Source organism: Bradyrhizobium sp. BR 1432 (assembly GCF_051547705.1).
Lineage (GTDB): Bacteria > Pseudomonadota > Alphaproteobacteria > Rhizobiales > Xanthobacteraceae > Bradyrhizobium > Bradyrhizobium zhanjiangense.
Genome location: NZ_JBPUGF010000003.1, coordinates 3740348 through 3755042 on the forward strand (window position 1 = coordinate 3740348; position 14695 = coordinate 3755042).

Here is a 14695-nt window from a genome sequence, read left to right on the forward strand (position 1 = left end):
CCTTGAGGCGGCATATTCGGTTCGCCCCTCCCCGTCCACTGCCGCAAATGCGTGGGATTTACCTCGAATTTGCAATGCGGATCATACTTTCGCGCCGCCTTATCTGCTCTATAAAGGCAGGGTTCTTGAAATGCGGGATTCGAGGCGACGGCCACGCCGTGGCCGGTCGCAGATCCGTTGGAGCTCCTGGGATATGGAAAGACGTCTGGCTGCCATCGTCTGCGCCGATGTCGCCGGCTATTCGCGCATGATGGGCAGCGACGAGGCCGGCACCCATGCCGCGTTCAAGGCCCATCGCAGCGCGATCCACCCCATCATCCTCAATCACGGCGGCCGCGTCGTGAAGAACACCGGCGACGGCTTCCTGCTCGAGTTTGCCTCGATCGTCGGCGCCACCGAAGCCGCGATGGCGATGCAGACGCTGATGGCGGAGCGCAACCGGCATCTACCCGCGGACCGCGCCATGCAGTTCCGGCTCGGCATCCACATGGGCGACGTCATCGCCGACGAGGACGAAGTGTTCGGTGACGATGTCAACATCGCCGTCCGCCTGGAATCGGTGGCGAGCCCCGGCGGCTTCGCCATCTCGGCCAAGGCCTATCGCGAGGCGAGCAAGCATCTCACCGTGCCGCTCACCGATGCCGGCAACCATCGCTTCAAGAACATCAAGGATGCGGTCGGGGTCTGGACCTGGACGCCCGAGGGCGCGCCGGCACTCGCGCCCGAGCTGAGGGAGGCGTCCGCTCTCTCACAGCAGTACCGCACCGCGATCGTCGGCGTGCTGCCCTTCGCCAATCTCAGCGATGCCCAGGACGAATATTTCTCCGACGGCCTGACCGAGGATTTGATCCACGCGCTGTCGCTGCAATCCTTCTATCGCGTGCTCAGCCGCAACTCGACCTTCGCTTTCAAGGGCAGGAACATCAGCACGCGGCTGATCGCGCGCGAGATCGACGCCACCTATCTGATCCAGGGCTCGGTGCGACGCGCCGGCGCCAAGATCCGCGTCACCGCCGAGCTGATCGCGCCGGAGACCGGCGAGCAGCTCTGGACCGGCCGCTACGACCGCGACATCGGCGACCTGTTCGCGATGCAGGACGAGATCACCACCAACCTGTCCGCCGCCATCGCCACCGAGATCGTCCGCGCCGAGGCCTCGGCGCCGGCGCGGCTCTCGACCGACGTGAGCGCCTGGGACCGCTTCCTCAAGGGGCTGTCGCACTACTACCGGCAGACCAAGGAGGATTTGGCCGCCGCCGTCGACCTGTTCCGCGAGGCCATCCGGCTCGATCCCAAGCTGTCGATCGCGCACGCCTATCTCGCCACGATCCAGATCCAGAGCATCCAGTTCGGCTGGATCAAGGGCACGCGGGAGATGTGGGCCGAGGCGATGAACCTCGCCGAGACCAGCGTCAGGCTCGACCCGCGTTCCTCCTTCGCGTTTTCGATCCTGTCCTGGGCCCATGCGATGGAAGGGCATTACGAGGCCGCGATGGACGCCGCCAAGCGCGCGGTCGCGCTCAACCCCTACGACAACGGCGCGCGCGGCGTGCTCGGCATCTGCCATTTCGTCATCGGCGAGCACCGCGAGGCGATCGAGCTGTTCTCGATGGCGGCGCAGCGCGACAACAGCGACCCGCGCTACCAATGGGCGGCGCTGAACGCCTTCAGTCACTACCTGTTGCGCCAGTATGACGCGACCCTGTCATGGGCCCGCGAGCAGCTCTACATCAACCCGAACCACATGCAGGCGCTGGCGATCCGCGCCGCGGCATTGGCTCAAATGGGACGAAGCGGCGAGGCGAGCGAGGCCGTCGGCGTGCTGATGGGGAATTATCCAACCCTGAATGCCGACAGGCACTTGCGCAACTTCCACTGGAAGCGGCCCGAGGACATCGCCCATTACCGCGAGGGTCTGCTGAAGGCCGGCGTGCCGCTCGGCAAGCTGACCCTGGTGCAGAGCGACGTCAAACGCGCAGCCGAGTCCTGAACGGGCCTGCTGCGGTCCCGCCCTTCGCGGCAAGCTGCTCGCGCCCGCTGTTGTTGACAGGACAGTGAAATCAGCCACACTTCATCACACGCTGAAGTAGTATAGTCTGCTGTCGATTTGTTAGGACTTTCCGCGCTTGATCGGCGCGTCTTTTTTGCGATTCGCTGTTTTCAGGATTTGGGCCATGCATGACCGCGCTTCGAAGCCGCCCTTCGACCCCTCGATTCAGGTCTCGCCGAACAATCCCTGTCCATTCCTGCGCGGCCTCGTCGGCGAAGGCTTCGTCGATGGCGGGACCGTCCCGCTCCGGACGCTGTCACAGACCATCGCGAATGCAAGCGGCGAGACGGGGGTGAAGAAGATTTCGGCCCGCATCCAGGTCCGCGGCGTCGCGCTGATTGCCAACGGCGCCTGTCACATCCTGCAAAGCATCTTTTGGGGCGCGCAGCTCAATATGTTGCGCGGCGGCCCGCTCGACAAGCTCGGTGCCGGCTCGCGCATCCTCGGCGTCGACGGTCGCGTCAACGAGGACGAGATCGCGCGGCTCGCCAGTTTCGGCGGCACCTATACCGATCCCGATGGCGCCGGCACCGAGACCGGGCTCAACGCCTCGCAAATCCAGACCTTCATGAAGGACAACCTCAAGCGCGCTGGCAATCAATCGCGCTGGTACTACCCGATCCTGATGAAGTTCGAATGGCCGATCCTGCTCAAGATCATGGGCAAGGGTCAGGGTGATGACCGCTATCTCAGCGTGGCCGAGGTGAGGACATTGTTCAACGAGCGCAAATTCCCTGACAGGATCACCCAGCGAGTTGTCAGCCAGCCCGTCACCCCGCCCTCACTGATCTCGCGCGCTGCCGGCGGACTCGTCGCCGCGCTCCTCGTCTTTGGCATCGTGGCGCTGCGTTTTCCGGATCAATTCCAGCCCATGCTGCCCGGCATTCTCGGGGACCTGGTGGCGCCGCCATTGCCCGAGCACGTCGAACCCCGGGCCGCGTACTGGCTCGAGCAGAACTGGGCGCTGGAGGACCGGCACTGGTTTCATCACGCCAGCCAGGGCACCGCGACCTTCCCGGTGCCCTATCGCTGGTTCATGGCGCTCGAGCAGCCGCGGCTTCATTTCTTCGCAAAGCCCGGCATGCTGCATGACAGCGACCATCTGCAGCGCTTCGGCTTCATCCCGAGCCCGCAGACGATCAACACCGACGACGCCACGCTGCGCCAATTCGGCTATGCCAACGTCTACGACAAGACGAAGCCGGTGCCGGCGCGGCTCTGGGATCCGCCGGTGAACTGGGTGCCGAGGCCGAAAACGTCGACGGCCTGCCCGTCGGCTTTGCGCGCATGACCGGCGTCCCCGATCCTGCGACCGGCCAGATCGGCGAGGACCGGATCGGCCTGACCTGTGCCGCCTGCCACACCGGCCAGATCCACTACAAGGGCATCGACATCCGTTTCGACGGCGGCCCCGCGATGACCGACCTGAGGAAGCTCGAGGTCACGACGGGCCTGTCGATCGCCTACACGCTGTTCGTGCCAGGCCGCTTTACGCGCTTCGCCGACCGCGTGCTCGGCGCCTCCGCCAGCGATGCGGACCGCGATGCGCTGAAGCAGAAGCTACGCGCGATCAGCACGTTCCTGATCGACTGGGAGAAGACCTACGCGAAAACCATCGACGGCAAGACGAGGTTCAACGAGAAGACGAAGCGGCAAGAGAAGCAGCAGGACACCGAGGAAGGATACGGCCGTCTCGACGCGCTCAACCGCATCGGCAATCAGGTGTTCGCTCAGGACATGACGCTCAGCGGCCTCAGCGGCTTCGAGAAGAATTTGCATGCCAAGGACGCGCCGGTCAGCTTCCCGCCGATCTGGACCGTGCCCTGGCTCAAATTCGCGCAATATGACGCGTCCATCGAGCAGCCGCTGATCCGTAACGCCGGCGAAGCGCTGGGCGTGACCGCGCTGCTGAATCTGTCCGACACTACTCCCAAAGACAGGCTGTTCCGCTCGTCGATGGATATCAAGAATCTGAACTGGATCGAGGATCTGCTGAAGGGGTCGCCGCCCTATCCGAAAAAGCAGCTCTCCGGACTGACATCGCCGAAATGGCCGTCGGATATCTTCGGCGATGATGCCTGGAGGATCGATGGCGACCGCGTCAAACGTGGCCGCAAGCTCTATGCGGAGATCTGCGTCGAATGCCATCTCGGGCCGGTCAACGATCCCGTGTTCGACGCCGAATTTCCGGCCCAGAGCATCTGGTCCTCCTCACGATGGGAAACCATCGGCGACGACAAATTCCTGAACGAGGTCCAGAAAAGCGCCAAAGGCATGGGGACCGACCCGGCTCAGGCCAGCGTGCTGGCGACGCGCACGGTTCAGGTGCCGGGTTTCCTACAGCTCGATCCCACTCAGAAGCTCAATGCCTGGTGGAGCTGCAATCTGCCGGATATTTCTTCGACCGACATGCCATACTCGCTCGGCCTGATGGTGCTCGTGGACATCGTCGCCCGCAAGGCGATGGACGATGCCAAGATCGAGCCGAAGGTTCAGCAAGCCTGGTGGGGTAAGCGCAAGAACTGCCCCAATCCCGGTCCGCAGCCGCCCGATAAAGAGGAGCGGGGGCCCTGGTATCGCGCGCGCCCGCTCAACGGCGTCTGGGCCACCGCGCCTTACCTGCACAACGGATCGGTGCCCTCGCTCTACTGGATGCTGAGCCCCGCGGCCGAGCGCCCGAAATCGTTCTGCATGGGTGGTGGTCGCGACTACGATCCGAAGCAGGTCGGCTTCGCGGTCGCCGACGGCGAGAGCTGCAAGACCGGGCAGTCGCGCTTCTCGACGCGGGCGTCTGACGGCACCGAGTTGTTCGGCAACAGCAATGCCGGCCACTCGTTCGACGGCACGCCAGGGCCGGGCAAGGACGGCACCATCGGCCGCGTGCTGAAGGAGCAAGAGCGTTACGACCTGATCGAGTATTTGAAGACGCTGTAGCGCCTTTTTCCTTCGCCTCTCCCCGCGCTTGTCCGCCGAAGCTTCAGCGAAGGCGGATGCGGGGACAGGCATCCACGCGTCATTGCGAGCGCAGCGAAGCAATCCAGACCGTCTCCGCGGAGGCAGTCTGGATTGCTTCGTCGCATCAGCGCAAAATTGCTACGCAATTTTGTCGCGAGCTCCTCGCAATGACGGAGAATGAGGACTTTTCGCGAGTCCCACTGCCACCTTCCCCGCAGCGTCACCCCTCACTTGAACAGCGGCGTGCCCGGCACGAAGGCGTCGAAGGCGGCCCAGAACTGGGAGCGGTAGCGGTCCTGCTCCTGGAGGATCTCGTGCTTCGAGCCCGCGATGACGAGATGCGAGCCGGCGCGCAAATGATAGGCGAACTCCTCGATTGCAGCGGTCGAGACCACGGTGTCGCTGGAGGCAGCCAGCATCAGGATCGGCTGGCGGATCTCTGACGGATATTTCAGGCCCTTGAAGGTTTGCATCGCGCTGAAGGCAGCGTCGGCCCAGGCCACCGTCGGTGACGCCAGCCCCAGCGTCGGATCCTCCTCCAGGATCGCGGCATTGCGCGCATACCGAACGGGATCGCTGGTGAGGGGATTGTTGATGAAGGGGTCGAGCCCGGTGATGCGACTGCTGCCGCCGGGGACATAACGGCCGCCCTGCCCGAACAGGCGCATCGCCTTGAGCAGCGCGCGGGCCGGAAACGACGTGGTGCGGCCAGGCAGGTCGATCATCGGCGCCGACAGCACCATGCGATCGAACCAGCGCTTGCCCGCGTGCGCGACCCGCAGCAGCACCGTGCCGCCCATCGAATGGGCGAGCGCGAAGAACGGCGGCGGACAATCCGGCAGCACCACCTGCTGCACGAAGGTCTCGACGTCGATCTCGAAATCGGCGAAGTCGCGCACATAGCCCTTGCGCGGATCGCGCAGGCGGCGCGAGGAATGGCCCTGCCCGCGCCAGTCGATCATCGCCACCGCAAAGCCGCGGTCGCGCAGGTCGCGCACCGTCTCGAAATATTCTCGATCTGCTCGCTGCGCCCGGTGAAGACGCAGACCGTGCCCTTGCGGCCCGCCGGCGGCGCCCAGCGCGCAAAGCGCAGCTCGGCGCCATCGGGGGTCTTGATGGTGCCGCTGACGACGTTTTCGGGGACGGGATTGGACGGGATCGAGACCAGCGTCATAGGCGGCAAGTACTGCAAATCAAGGGGCTAAAGCGCCGAAAAGGCGCAAATGCCGCCCTCTTGAACGCCGTCTCGTTCCACCCATATCATTTTCGTGCAGGCCGCTACCAGTGTTTCGGAACCGGAACATCAGGCTGCACACAGACGAAAGCCCGGCCCGATTGGCGGGCGGGTTACCCAAACAGTCGCTCAATGGAGGACTTGACCATGCGTAGCTATGATCTCACCCCGTTCTATCGTTCCACCGTCGGCTTCGACCGCCTCTTTAGCCTGCTCGACCAGGCCGGCTCGGACGGCAGCCCCGGTTATCCCCCCTACAACATCGAGCGCACCGGCGAGAACGCCTACCGCATCACCGTTGCGGTCTCCGGCTTCGCCAAGGACGAGCTCTCCATCGTCGCGAAGGAAAACACGCTGACGATCAAGGGCGAGAAAGTCGCCAACGAGAACTCGAAGTCCGAAGTGCTCTACCGCGGCATCGCCGCGCGCGCCTTCGAGCGTGCCTTCCAGCTTGCCGATTTCGTGCAGGTGAAGGACGCCTCGCTCGAGAACGGCCTGCTTCACGTTGACCTCGTCCGCGAGATTCCCGAGGCCAAGAAGCCGCGCCAGATCGCGATCAACACCAGCGCCCCGAAGGCGCAGGTGATCGAGAGCTCGGCGCAAGCCGCCTAACGCACTCACGCCGCTTCCGAGTTGCGAAAACGCCCCGGTGCCCCGGGGCGTTTTTTTACGCGCTGTCGTCCTGGCGAAGGCCAGGACCCATTACCCCAGGGAGACGTTTGGCGAAGACTGGTCGTTCGGTACGAACACCTCACCCCAACCGATAGACCTCGCGGTATGGATCCTGGCTTTCGCCAGGACGACACCGTGAGTGTGGCCCGAGGCTCGGCCTCACAGGCATCAATTAAGCGCGCCTACTCCAAACCCTGCGCCGCCGGCATCTCTTGGGTCGGCAGGATCGTTGCCGCCGGTTTGGCCTGGACGGTTGAAGCAGTAGCTTCGGCGGGCTTGGCCTGGATGGCCGCGGTCTGCTGCGCCTGTGCCTGCGGCGCCTGAGCCTGCTGCGGCGCGGGTTCGGCCGGCTTCGCCGCTACCACCGGCACAGCCCCGCGCGGCGGGGCGGCCTTGGGCAGCGGCACGGCGCGGCTTGCCACATGCGGGATTGAAGCCGGCGGGCGCGGCGGGCTGCTGCGAATCACGGTCGGCGGCGGCAGCGCGCTTTGCGGGCCGTAAGGCGCGACCGCGCGCTCGTCATCGGCGGGCGCCATGCCGTAGGCGTCAGCGGCGGGCATGAAGCGGATGATCCGCCCGTCGCGAGCGTCGATCACCAGCCGGCCATCGTCGCCACGATGGTCGATCACCGCAATGGTGTAGACGCTGCCGCGCAGGCGCGGGATGCCGAGCGGCGAGAAGCCATTTTCGCGCAGCACCGCATAGACCTCAGTCGACGGCAGCAGCCCCGGGGCCGGACCGCGCTCCTCGTAGCCGTAACGCGGCGGCGGGGGCGGCGCGGCCTCTGGCGGCGCGTAGGGCCCGTCGAAATCCGACACTCCGATAACGGCCCCTCTCGCGATACCGTTGGCGGGGACCTGCGCGTGCCCCGCACTTGCAGCCAGCACCAGCGCGGCGGCAGCCACACATCCTGTGAAAAACTTCATGGTCGAGACACTCCTGTCAGGCCCCCCGATGGCCGCCCTCTTTCGCTTCTCGCGGCGTGGCGCGCCTTCCGAAGGGTTGATCCGAAGCTTCATTTGGGATTTCGGCGCCTGCGGGGCCGGATCAGGGCGCGTTTGCTTCAAAACCGGGGCTGCGCAATTTTTGGAAAGCGATTGATTGACATATCGGGAATCGGGACTTCCGCGCGCTTGTGTGCTAGACAAAAATTTGGCAAGGTGATGGTTAGGACAGGAAAGCTGTCTCAATTTTGCCTGCGGTTCCGGCATAGGGATTGCAGCGAGAACTGGTGCTCTCGAGCGCCGGGAAGGTACCAGGCCAAGCCGTTCTCGGGGACGAAGAACGCCTAGGCCTGAATTTAAGAAAATGCGGCTCGCAGCGGACGAGCGGTGACCCAGAGGCGGGTGCCGCGGAACGCCCAAGGTGCGCCGAAGATGGCGGTGAGGCAGCTTGCCGCATGGAGAGGACAGGACAATGAACGGGTCGCAATTCGAGCGCGCAAACATCGTGGCAGAACAGCTGTCGGCGACGGTCGCCTCGAAAACGACCGATCCGATTCAGGAGCACAATTCGCGCCCCAAAGCCGAAGGCCTTTACGATCCCGCCCTCGAGAAGGATTCCTGCGGCGTCGGCTTCATCGCCAACATCAAAGGCAAGAAGTCGCGCGAGATCGTCTCGGACGCGCTCAGCATCCTCTGCAATCTCGAGCATCGCGGCGCGGTCGGCGCCGACCCGCGCGCCGGTGACGGTGCCGGCATTTTGGTGCAGATCCCGCACGCCTTCTTCAGCCGCAAGGCCGGGGAGCTCGGCTTCAAGCTGCCGGCGCCCGGCGAATACGCCGTCGGCGCGCTGTTCATGCCGCGCGACACCGCCTGGCGCAACGTCATCAAGAGCATCATCGCCGACCAGATCAAGGAAGAGGGCCTGACCCTGCTGGGCTGGCGCGACGTGCCGACCGACAACTCCTCTCTCGGCGTCACCGTGAAGCCGACCGAGCCCGCCTGCATGCAGGTGTTCATCGGCCGCAACGGCACCGCCAAGACCGAGGACGAGTTCGAGCGCCGGCTCTACATCCTGCGCAAGTCGATCTCGCAGGCGATTTACCTGCGCCGCGACCGCGGCCTTGCGGGCTACTATCCGTGCTCGATGTCGTGCCGCACCGTGATCTACAAGGGCATGTTCCTGGCCGACCAGCTCGGCAAGTACTATCCGGATTTGCACGAAAAGGACTTTGAGAGCGCGCTCGCACTCGTTCACCAGCGCTTCTCGACCAATACCTTCCCGGCCTGGTCGCTGGCGCATCCCTACCGCATGATCGCGCATAACGGCGAGATCAACACGCTGCGCGGCAACACCAACTGGATGGCGGCGCGCCAGGCTTCGGTGAGCTCCGTGCTCTACGGCAAGGACATCAACCGGCTCTGGCCGATCTCCTACGAGGACAGTCGGACACCGCCTGCTTCGACAATGCGCTCGAATTCCTGGTGCAGGGCGGCTACTCGCTACCGCACGCCGTCATGATGATGATTCCGGAGGCGTGGGCCGGCAATCCCTTGATGGATGAGAAGCGCCGCGCCTTCTACGAATATCACGCCGCGCTGATGGAGCCGTGGGACGGCCCCGCGGCGATCGCCTTCACCGACGGCCGCCAGATCGGCGCCACGCTCGACCGCAACGGCCTGCGGCCCGCGCGCTATCTCGTCACCAAGGACGACCGCATCGTGATGGCGTCCGAGATGGGCGTGCTGACGATCCCCGAGGACCAGATCATCACCAAGTGGCGCTTGCAGCCCGGCAAGATGCTGCTGGTCGATCTCGAGCAGGGCCGCCTGATTCCGGACGACGAGATCAAGGCCGAACTCGCCAAGAGCCATCCCTACAAGGAGTGGCTGGAGCGGACCCAGATCGTGCTGGAAGAGCTGCCGAAGGTGCCGATCACCGGCGTGCGCTCCAACCTGTCCCTGCTCGATCGCCAGCAGGCGTTCGGCTACAGCCAGGAAGACATCACCATCCTGATGACGCCGATGGCGGCCACGGGCGAGGAAGCCGCGGGCTCGATGGGCAACGACACGCCGATCTCGGCGCTGTCGCACAAGGCCAAGCCGCTGTTCACCTACTTCAAGCAGAACTTCGCGCAGGTCACCAACCCGCCGATCGATCCGATCCGCGAGGAGCTGGTGATGAGCCTGGTCTCCATCATCGGGCCGCGACCGAACCTGTTCGATCTGCAAGGAATGGCCACGACCAAGCGCCTCGAAGTGCGCCAGCCGATCCTGACGGATGCGGATCTGGAAAAGATCCGCTCGATCTCGGAGGTGGCCGACACGCACTTTAAGTCGCGCACGCTCGACACCACCTTCCACGCCGGTCTCGGCGCGGCCGGCATGGACCAGGTGCTCGACGAACTCTGCGCGCGCGCCGAAAGCGCGGTGCGCGAGGGCGTCAACATCATCATCCTGTCCGACCGCATGGTCGGCACCGACCGGGTGCCGATCCCGTCGCTGCTGGCCTGCGCCGCCGTGCATCATCACCTGATCCGCACCGGCCTGCGCACCTCGGTCGGCCTCGTCGTCGAATCCGGCGAGCCGCGCGAAGTGCATCACTTCGCCTGCCTTGCCGGCTACGGTGCTGAAGCGATCAATCCCTACCTCGCGTTCGAGACCATCATCGCGATGAAGGACCGGCTGCCCGGCTCGCTCGACGATTACGAGATCGTCAAGCGCTACATCAAGTCGATCGGCAAGGGCCTGCTCAAGGTGATGTCCAAGATGGGCATCTCGACCTACCAATCCTATTGCGGCGCGCAGATCTTTGACGCGGTCGGCCTCAAAGCGGATTTCGTCGCAAAGTTCTTCGCCGGCACGCACACCCGCGTCGAGGGCGTCGGTCTTGCCGAGATCGCGGAAGAGGCGGTGCGCCGTCATGCCGACGCATTCGGCGAGGCTCAGGTCTACAAGAGCGCGCTCGACGTCGGCGGCGAATATGCCTATCGCAGCCGCGGCGAGGACCATGCCTGGACCGCCGAGTCGGTGTCGCTGCTCCAGCACGCCGCGCGCGGCAATTCGCAGGAGCGCTACCGCGCCTTCGCCAAAATCCTCAACGAGCAGTCGGAGCGCCTTTTGACGCTGCGCGGCCTGTTCCGGCTCAAGAACGCGGAGGAGGAGAAGCGCAAGCCGATCCCGCTCGACCAGGTCGAGCCGGCCAAGGAGATCGTCAAGCGCTTCGCCACGGGCGCGATGAGCTTCGGCTCGATCTCGCGCGAGGCGCACACCACGCTCGCGATCGCCATGAACCGGATCGGCGGCAAGTCGAACACCGGCGAAGGCGGCGAGGAAGCCGACCGCTTCAAGCCGATGCCGAACGGCGATTCCATGCGCTCGGCGATCAAGCAGGTCGCCTCGGGCCGCTTCGGCGTCACCACGGAGTATCTCGTCAACTCCGACATGATGCAGATCAAGATGGCGCAGGGCGCCAAGCCCGGCGAAGGCGGCCAGCTGCCCGGCCACAAGGTCGACGCGACCATCGCCAAGGTCCGGCATTCGACGCCGGGCGTCGGCCTGATCTCACCGCCGCCGCACCACGACATCTACTCGATCGAGGATCTGGCGCAGCTCATCTACGACCTCAAGAACGTCAACCCGACTGGCGACGTCTCGGTCAAGCTCGTCTCCGAGATCGGCGTCGGCACCGTGGCTGCGGGCGTCGCCAAGGCGCGCGCCGACCATGTCACCATCGCGGGTTTCGAGGGCGGCACCGGCGCTTCGCCGCTGACCTCGATCAAGCATGCCGGCTCACCCTGGGAGATCGGCCTCGCCGAGACCCACCAGACGCTGGTGCGCGAGCGGCTGCGCAGCCGCATCGTGGTCCAGGTCGACGGCGGCTTCCGCACCGGACGCGACGTCGTGATCGGCGCGCTGCTGGGTGCCGACGAGTTCGGCTTCGCCACTGCGCCCTTGATCGCGGCCGGCTGCATCATGATGCGCAAATGTCATCTCAACACCTGCCCGGTCGGCGTCGCGACGCAGGATCCGGTGCTGCGCAAGCGCTTCACCGGCCAGCCCGAGCACGTGATCAACTACTTCTTCTTCGTCGCGGAGGAAGTCCGCGAGATCATGGCTTCGCTCGGCTTCCGCACCTTCAACGAGATGGTCGGCCAGGTGCAGCTGCTCGACCAGACCAGGCTGGTCGCGCATTGGAAGGCCAAGGGCCTCGACTTCTCAAAGCTGTTCGTCAAGCAGAAGGAAGAGAAGGGCCAGAAGATCTATCACTCCGAGCGTCAGAACCATCATCTGGAGGCGGTACTCGACCGCACGCTGATCGAGAAGGCGACGCCTGCGCTCGACCGCGGCGCGCCGGTCAAAATCGAAGCTGCGATCAACAGCACCAACCGTTCCGCCGGCGCCATGCTGTCGGGTGCGGTCGCCAAGATCTACGGCCATGCCGGTCTGCCGCACGACACCATCCATGTCAGCCTCAAGGGCACCGCCGGCCAGGCGTTCGGCGCTTGGCTCGCCCACGGCGTCACCTTCGAGCTCGAGGGTGAAGGCAACGACTATGTCGGCAAGGGCCTCTCGGGCGGCAAGATCATCGTCAAGCCGCCGAAGAACTCTGCGATCGTGCCGGAAGAGAGCATCATCGTCGGCAACACCGTGATGTACGGCGCGATCGAGGGCGAGTGCTACTTCCGCGGCATCGCCGGCGAGCGCTTCGCCGTGCGTAACTCGGGTGCCGTGGCGGTGGTCGAGGGCGCGGGTGATCATTGCTGCGAATACATGACCGGCGGCATCGTCGTCGTGCTCGGCAAGACCGGGCGCAACTTCGCGGCCGGCATGTCCGGCGGCATCGCCTATGTGCTGGACGAGGCCGGCGATTTCGACCGGCTGTGCAACCTGTCGATGGTCGAACTCGAGCCGGTGCTGTCGGAAGAGATGATCGCCCAGAGCGCCTACAACCAGTTCGGTGACCTCGAGGCGCACGGCCGGGTCGACGTGTTCAAGAACCTGCTCGCCTCCGACGTCGAGCGGCTGCACGTGCTGATCTCGCGCCATGCCAAGGCGACCGGTTCCAAGCGCGCCGCCGACATCCTGGCCAATTGGAAGGACTGGCTGCCCAAATTCCGCAAGGTGATGCCGGTCGAGTACCGGCGCGCGCTGCGCGAAATGGCCGCCAACGCGGACGCCGAGCCGAAAATCGCGATCGGGGCGTAAGGCATCACACCCCGTCATTGCGAGCGAAGCGAAGCAATCCAGACTTTCTTCCTTGATGCAGACTGGATTGCTTCGTCGCTTTGCTCCTCGCAATGACGGTTGAGGAAACAACAGACGAATTAGCCGGCAGGGACTACGGGTTTAATGGGCAAGATCACGGGTTTTCTCGAAATCGAACGGCATGACCGCAAGTACACCCCGGTCGCCGAGCGCGTGAAGCATTACAACGAGTTCGTCGTTCCCCTTTCCGAGAGGGAGGTGCGCGACCAGGCCGCGCGCTGCATGAACTGCGGCATTCCCTATTGCCACGGTACCGGCTCGGTCGCGCCTGGCACGCCGGGCTGCCCGGTCAACAACCAGATCCCCGACTGGAACGATCTCGTCTATCAGGACAACTGGCAAGAAGCCTCGCGCAACCTGCACTCGACCAACAATTTCCCGGAGTTCACGGGCCGCATCTGCCCAGCGCCGTGCGAAGCGTCCTGCACGCTCAACATCGACGACAATCCCGTCACCATCAAGACCATCGAATGCGCGATCGTCGACCGCGCCTGGGACAATGGCTGGCTGAAGCCGGAAGTGGCGACCGAGAAGACCGGCAAGAAGGTCGCGGTGATCGGCTCGGGTCCGGCCGGCATGGCCTGCGCGCAGCAGCTCGCGCGCGCCGGCCACGACGTGCATTTGTTCGAGAAGTACGCCAAGGCCGGCGGCCTGCTGCGCTACGGCATCCCCGACTTCAAGATGGAGAAGGGCATCATCGATCGCCGCGTCAAGCAGATGGAAGCCGAGGGCGTCACCTTCCACTACAACAGCCATGTCGGCGCTGACGGCAATGTCGATCCGCGTGAGATGCTGAACGAATACGACGCGGTGGCACTGACCGGCGGCGCGGAAGCTCCGCGCGACCTGCCGATTCCCGGCCGCGACCTCCAAGGCATTCACTACGCCATGGACTTCCTGCCGCAGCAGAACCGCCGCGTCTCCAAGGAGCCGCTCGGCGGCGTGCAGGAGATCTTGGCCGGCGGCAAGCATGTCGTCGTCATCGGCGGCGGCGACACTGGATCTGACTGCATCGGCACCTCGCTGCGCCAGGGCGCGCTGTCGGTGACACAGCTCGAGATCATGCCCGCTCCCCCTGAGCGCGAGAACAAGGGCCTGACCTGGCCGAACTGGCCGCTGAAGATGCGCACGTCCTCCAGCCAGGCCGAAGGCGCGATCCGCGAATACGCCGTGCTGACGCAGAAGTTTTCCGGCGAGAACGGCAAGGTCAAGAAGCTGCACTGCGTCCGCGTCGACGACAAGTTCAAGCCGATTGCCGGCACCGAGTTCGAGCTCGACGCCGAGCTCGTCCTGCTCGCGATGGGCTTCGTCCACCCCGTGCACGAGGGCCTCTTGAAGATGCTCGCGGTCGACCTCGACCCGCGCGGCAACGTCAAGGCCAACACGCTCGACTACCAGACCTCGCGCCCGAACGTGTTCACCGCCGGCGACATGCGCCGCGGCCAGTCGCTGGTGGTGTGGGCCATCCGCGAGGGGCGGCTGTGCGCGCGGTCGATCGATACGTTCTTGATGGGGAAGACGGATTTGCCGCGGTAGCAGCTGTCGTCCTGGCGAAAGCCAGGACCCATACCGCGG

The 14695-nt window shown here is 64.9% G+C and carries 4 protein-coding genes and 3 pseudogenes; 5 read left to right on the forward strand and 2 right to left on the reverse strand.

The features are described from left to right. Window positions 1-193 precede the first annotated feature (193 nt). Both ACSKB8_RS18030 and ACSKB8_RS18035 read left to right on the forward strand, forming a co-directional pair. A complete protein-coding gene (locus ACSKB8_RS18030; RefSeq protein WP_438105514.1) occupies window positions 194-1990 on the forward strand; it encodes an adenylate/guanylate cyclase domain-containing protein in 1797 nt (598 codons plus the stop codon). Window positions 1991-2174: 184 nt separating this feature from the next. Continuing rightward, a pseudogene (locus ACSKB8_RS18035) lies at window positions 2175-4984 on the forward strand (di-heme-cytochrome C peroxidase). 248 nt (window positions 4985-5232) lie between these two features. Here the strand turns inward: ACSKB8_RS18035 and ACSKB8_RS18040 are convergent. After that, window positions 5233-6179, reverse strand: a pseudogene (locus ACSKB8_RS18040) (alpha/beta fold hydrolase). Between the two features lie 207 nt (window positions 6180-6386). Between ACSKB8_RS18040 and ACSKB8_RS18045 the strand changes: the two are divergent. Further along, on the forward strand, window positions 6387-6851 hold the full coding sequence (locus ACSKB8_RS18045) for an Hsp20 family protein (protein WP_165405838.1): 465 nt from the start codon (window positions 6387-6389) through the stop codon (window positions 6849-6851). Between the two features lie 242 nt (window positions 6852-7093). Here the strand turns inward: ACSKB8_RS18045 and ACSKB8_RS18050 are convergent, their stop codons facing one another. After that, complete coding sequence (locus ACSKB8_RS18050) at window positions 7094-7837, reverse strand: hypothetical protein (RefSeq protein WP_438105515.1); 744 nt, start codon at window positions 7835-7837, stop codon at window positions 7094-7096. A gap of 490 nt (window positions 7838-8327) precedes the next feature. Between ACSKB8_RS18050 and gltB the strand changes: the two are divergent. Both gltB and ACSKB8_RS18060 read left to right on the forward strand, forming a co-directional pair. After that, window positions 8328-13060 (forward strand): annotated as a pseudogene (gene gltB / locus ACSKB8_RS18055) (glutamate synthase large subunit). 144 nt (window positions 13061-13204) lie between these two features. Then, window positions 13205-14656 (forward strand): glutamate synthase subunit beta, encoded by a 1452-nt coding sequence (locus ACSKB8_RS18060; protein WP_438105516.1) that lies wholly within the window; start codon window positions 13205-13207, stop codon window positions 14654-14656. The last annotated feature ends 39 nt before the right edge of the window (window positions 14657-14695 follow it).

What these genes read in the sequence shown, in the direction of transcription:
- ACSKB8_RS18050 (WP_438105515.1), bottom strand. Translation starts at nt 7,837, where the DNA reads ATGAAGTTTTTCACAGGATGTGTGGCTGCCGCCGCGCTGGTGCTGGCT.
- ACSKB8_RS18030 (WP_438105514.1), top strand. Translation starts at nt 194, where the DNA reads ATGGAAAGACGTCTGGCTGCCATCGTCTGCGCCGATGTCGCCGGCTAT.
- ACSKB8_RS18045 (WP_165405838.1), top strand. Translation starts at nt 6,387, where the DNA reads ATGCGTAGCTATGATCTCACCCCGTTCTATCGTTCCACCGTCGGCTTC.
- ACSKB8_RS18060 (WP_438105516.1), top strand. Translation starts at nt 13,205, where the DNA reads ATGGGCAAGATCACGGGTTTTCTCGAAATCGAACGGCATGACCGCAAG.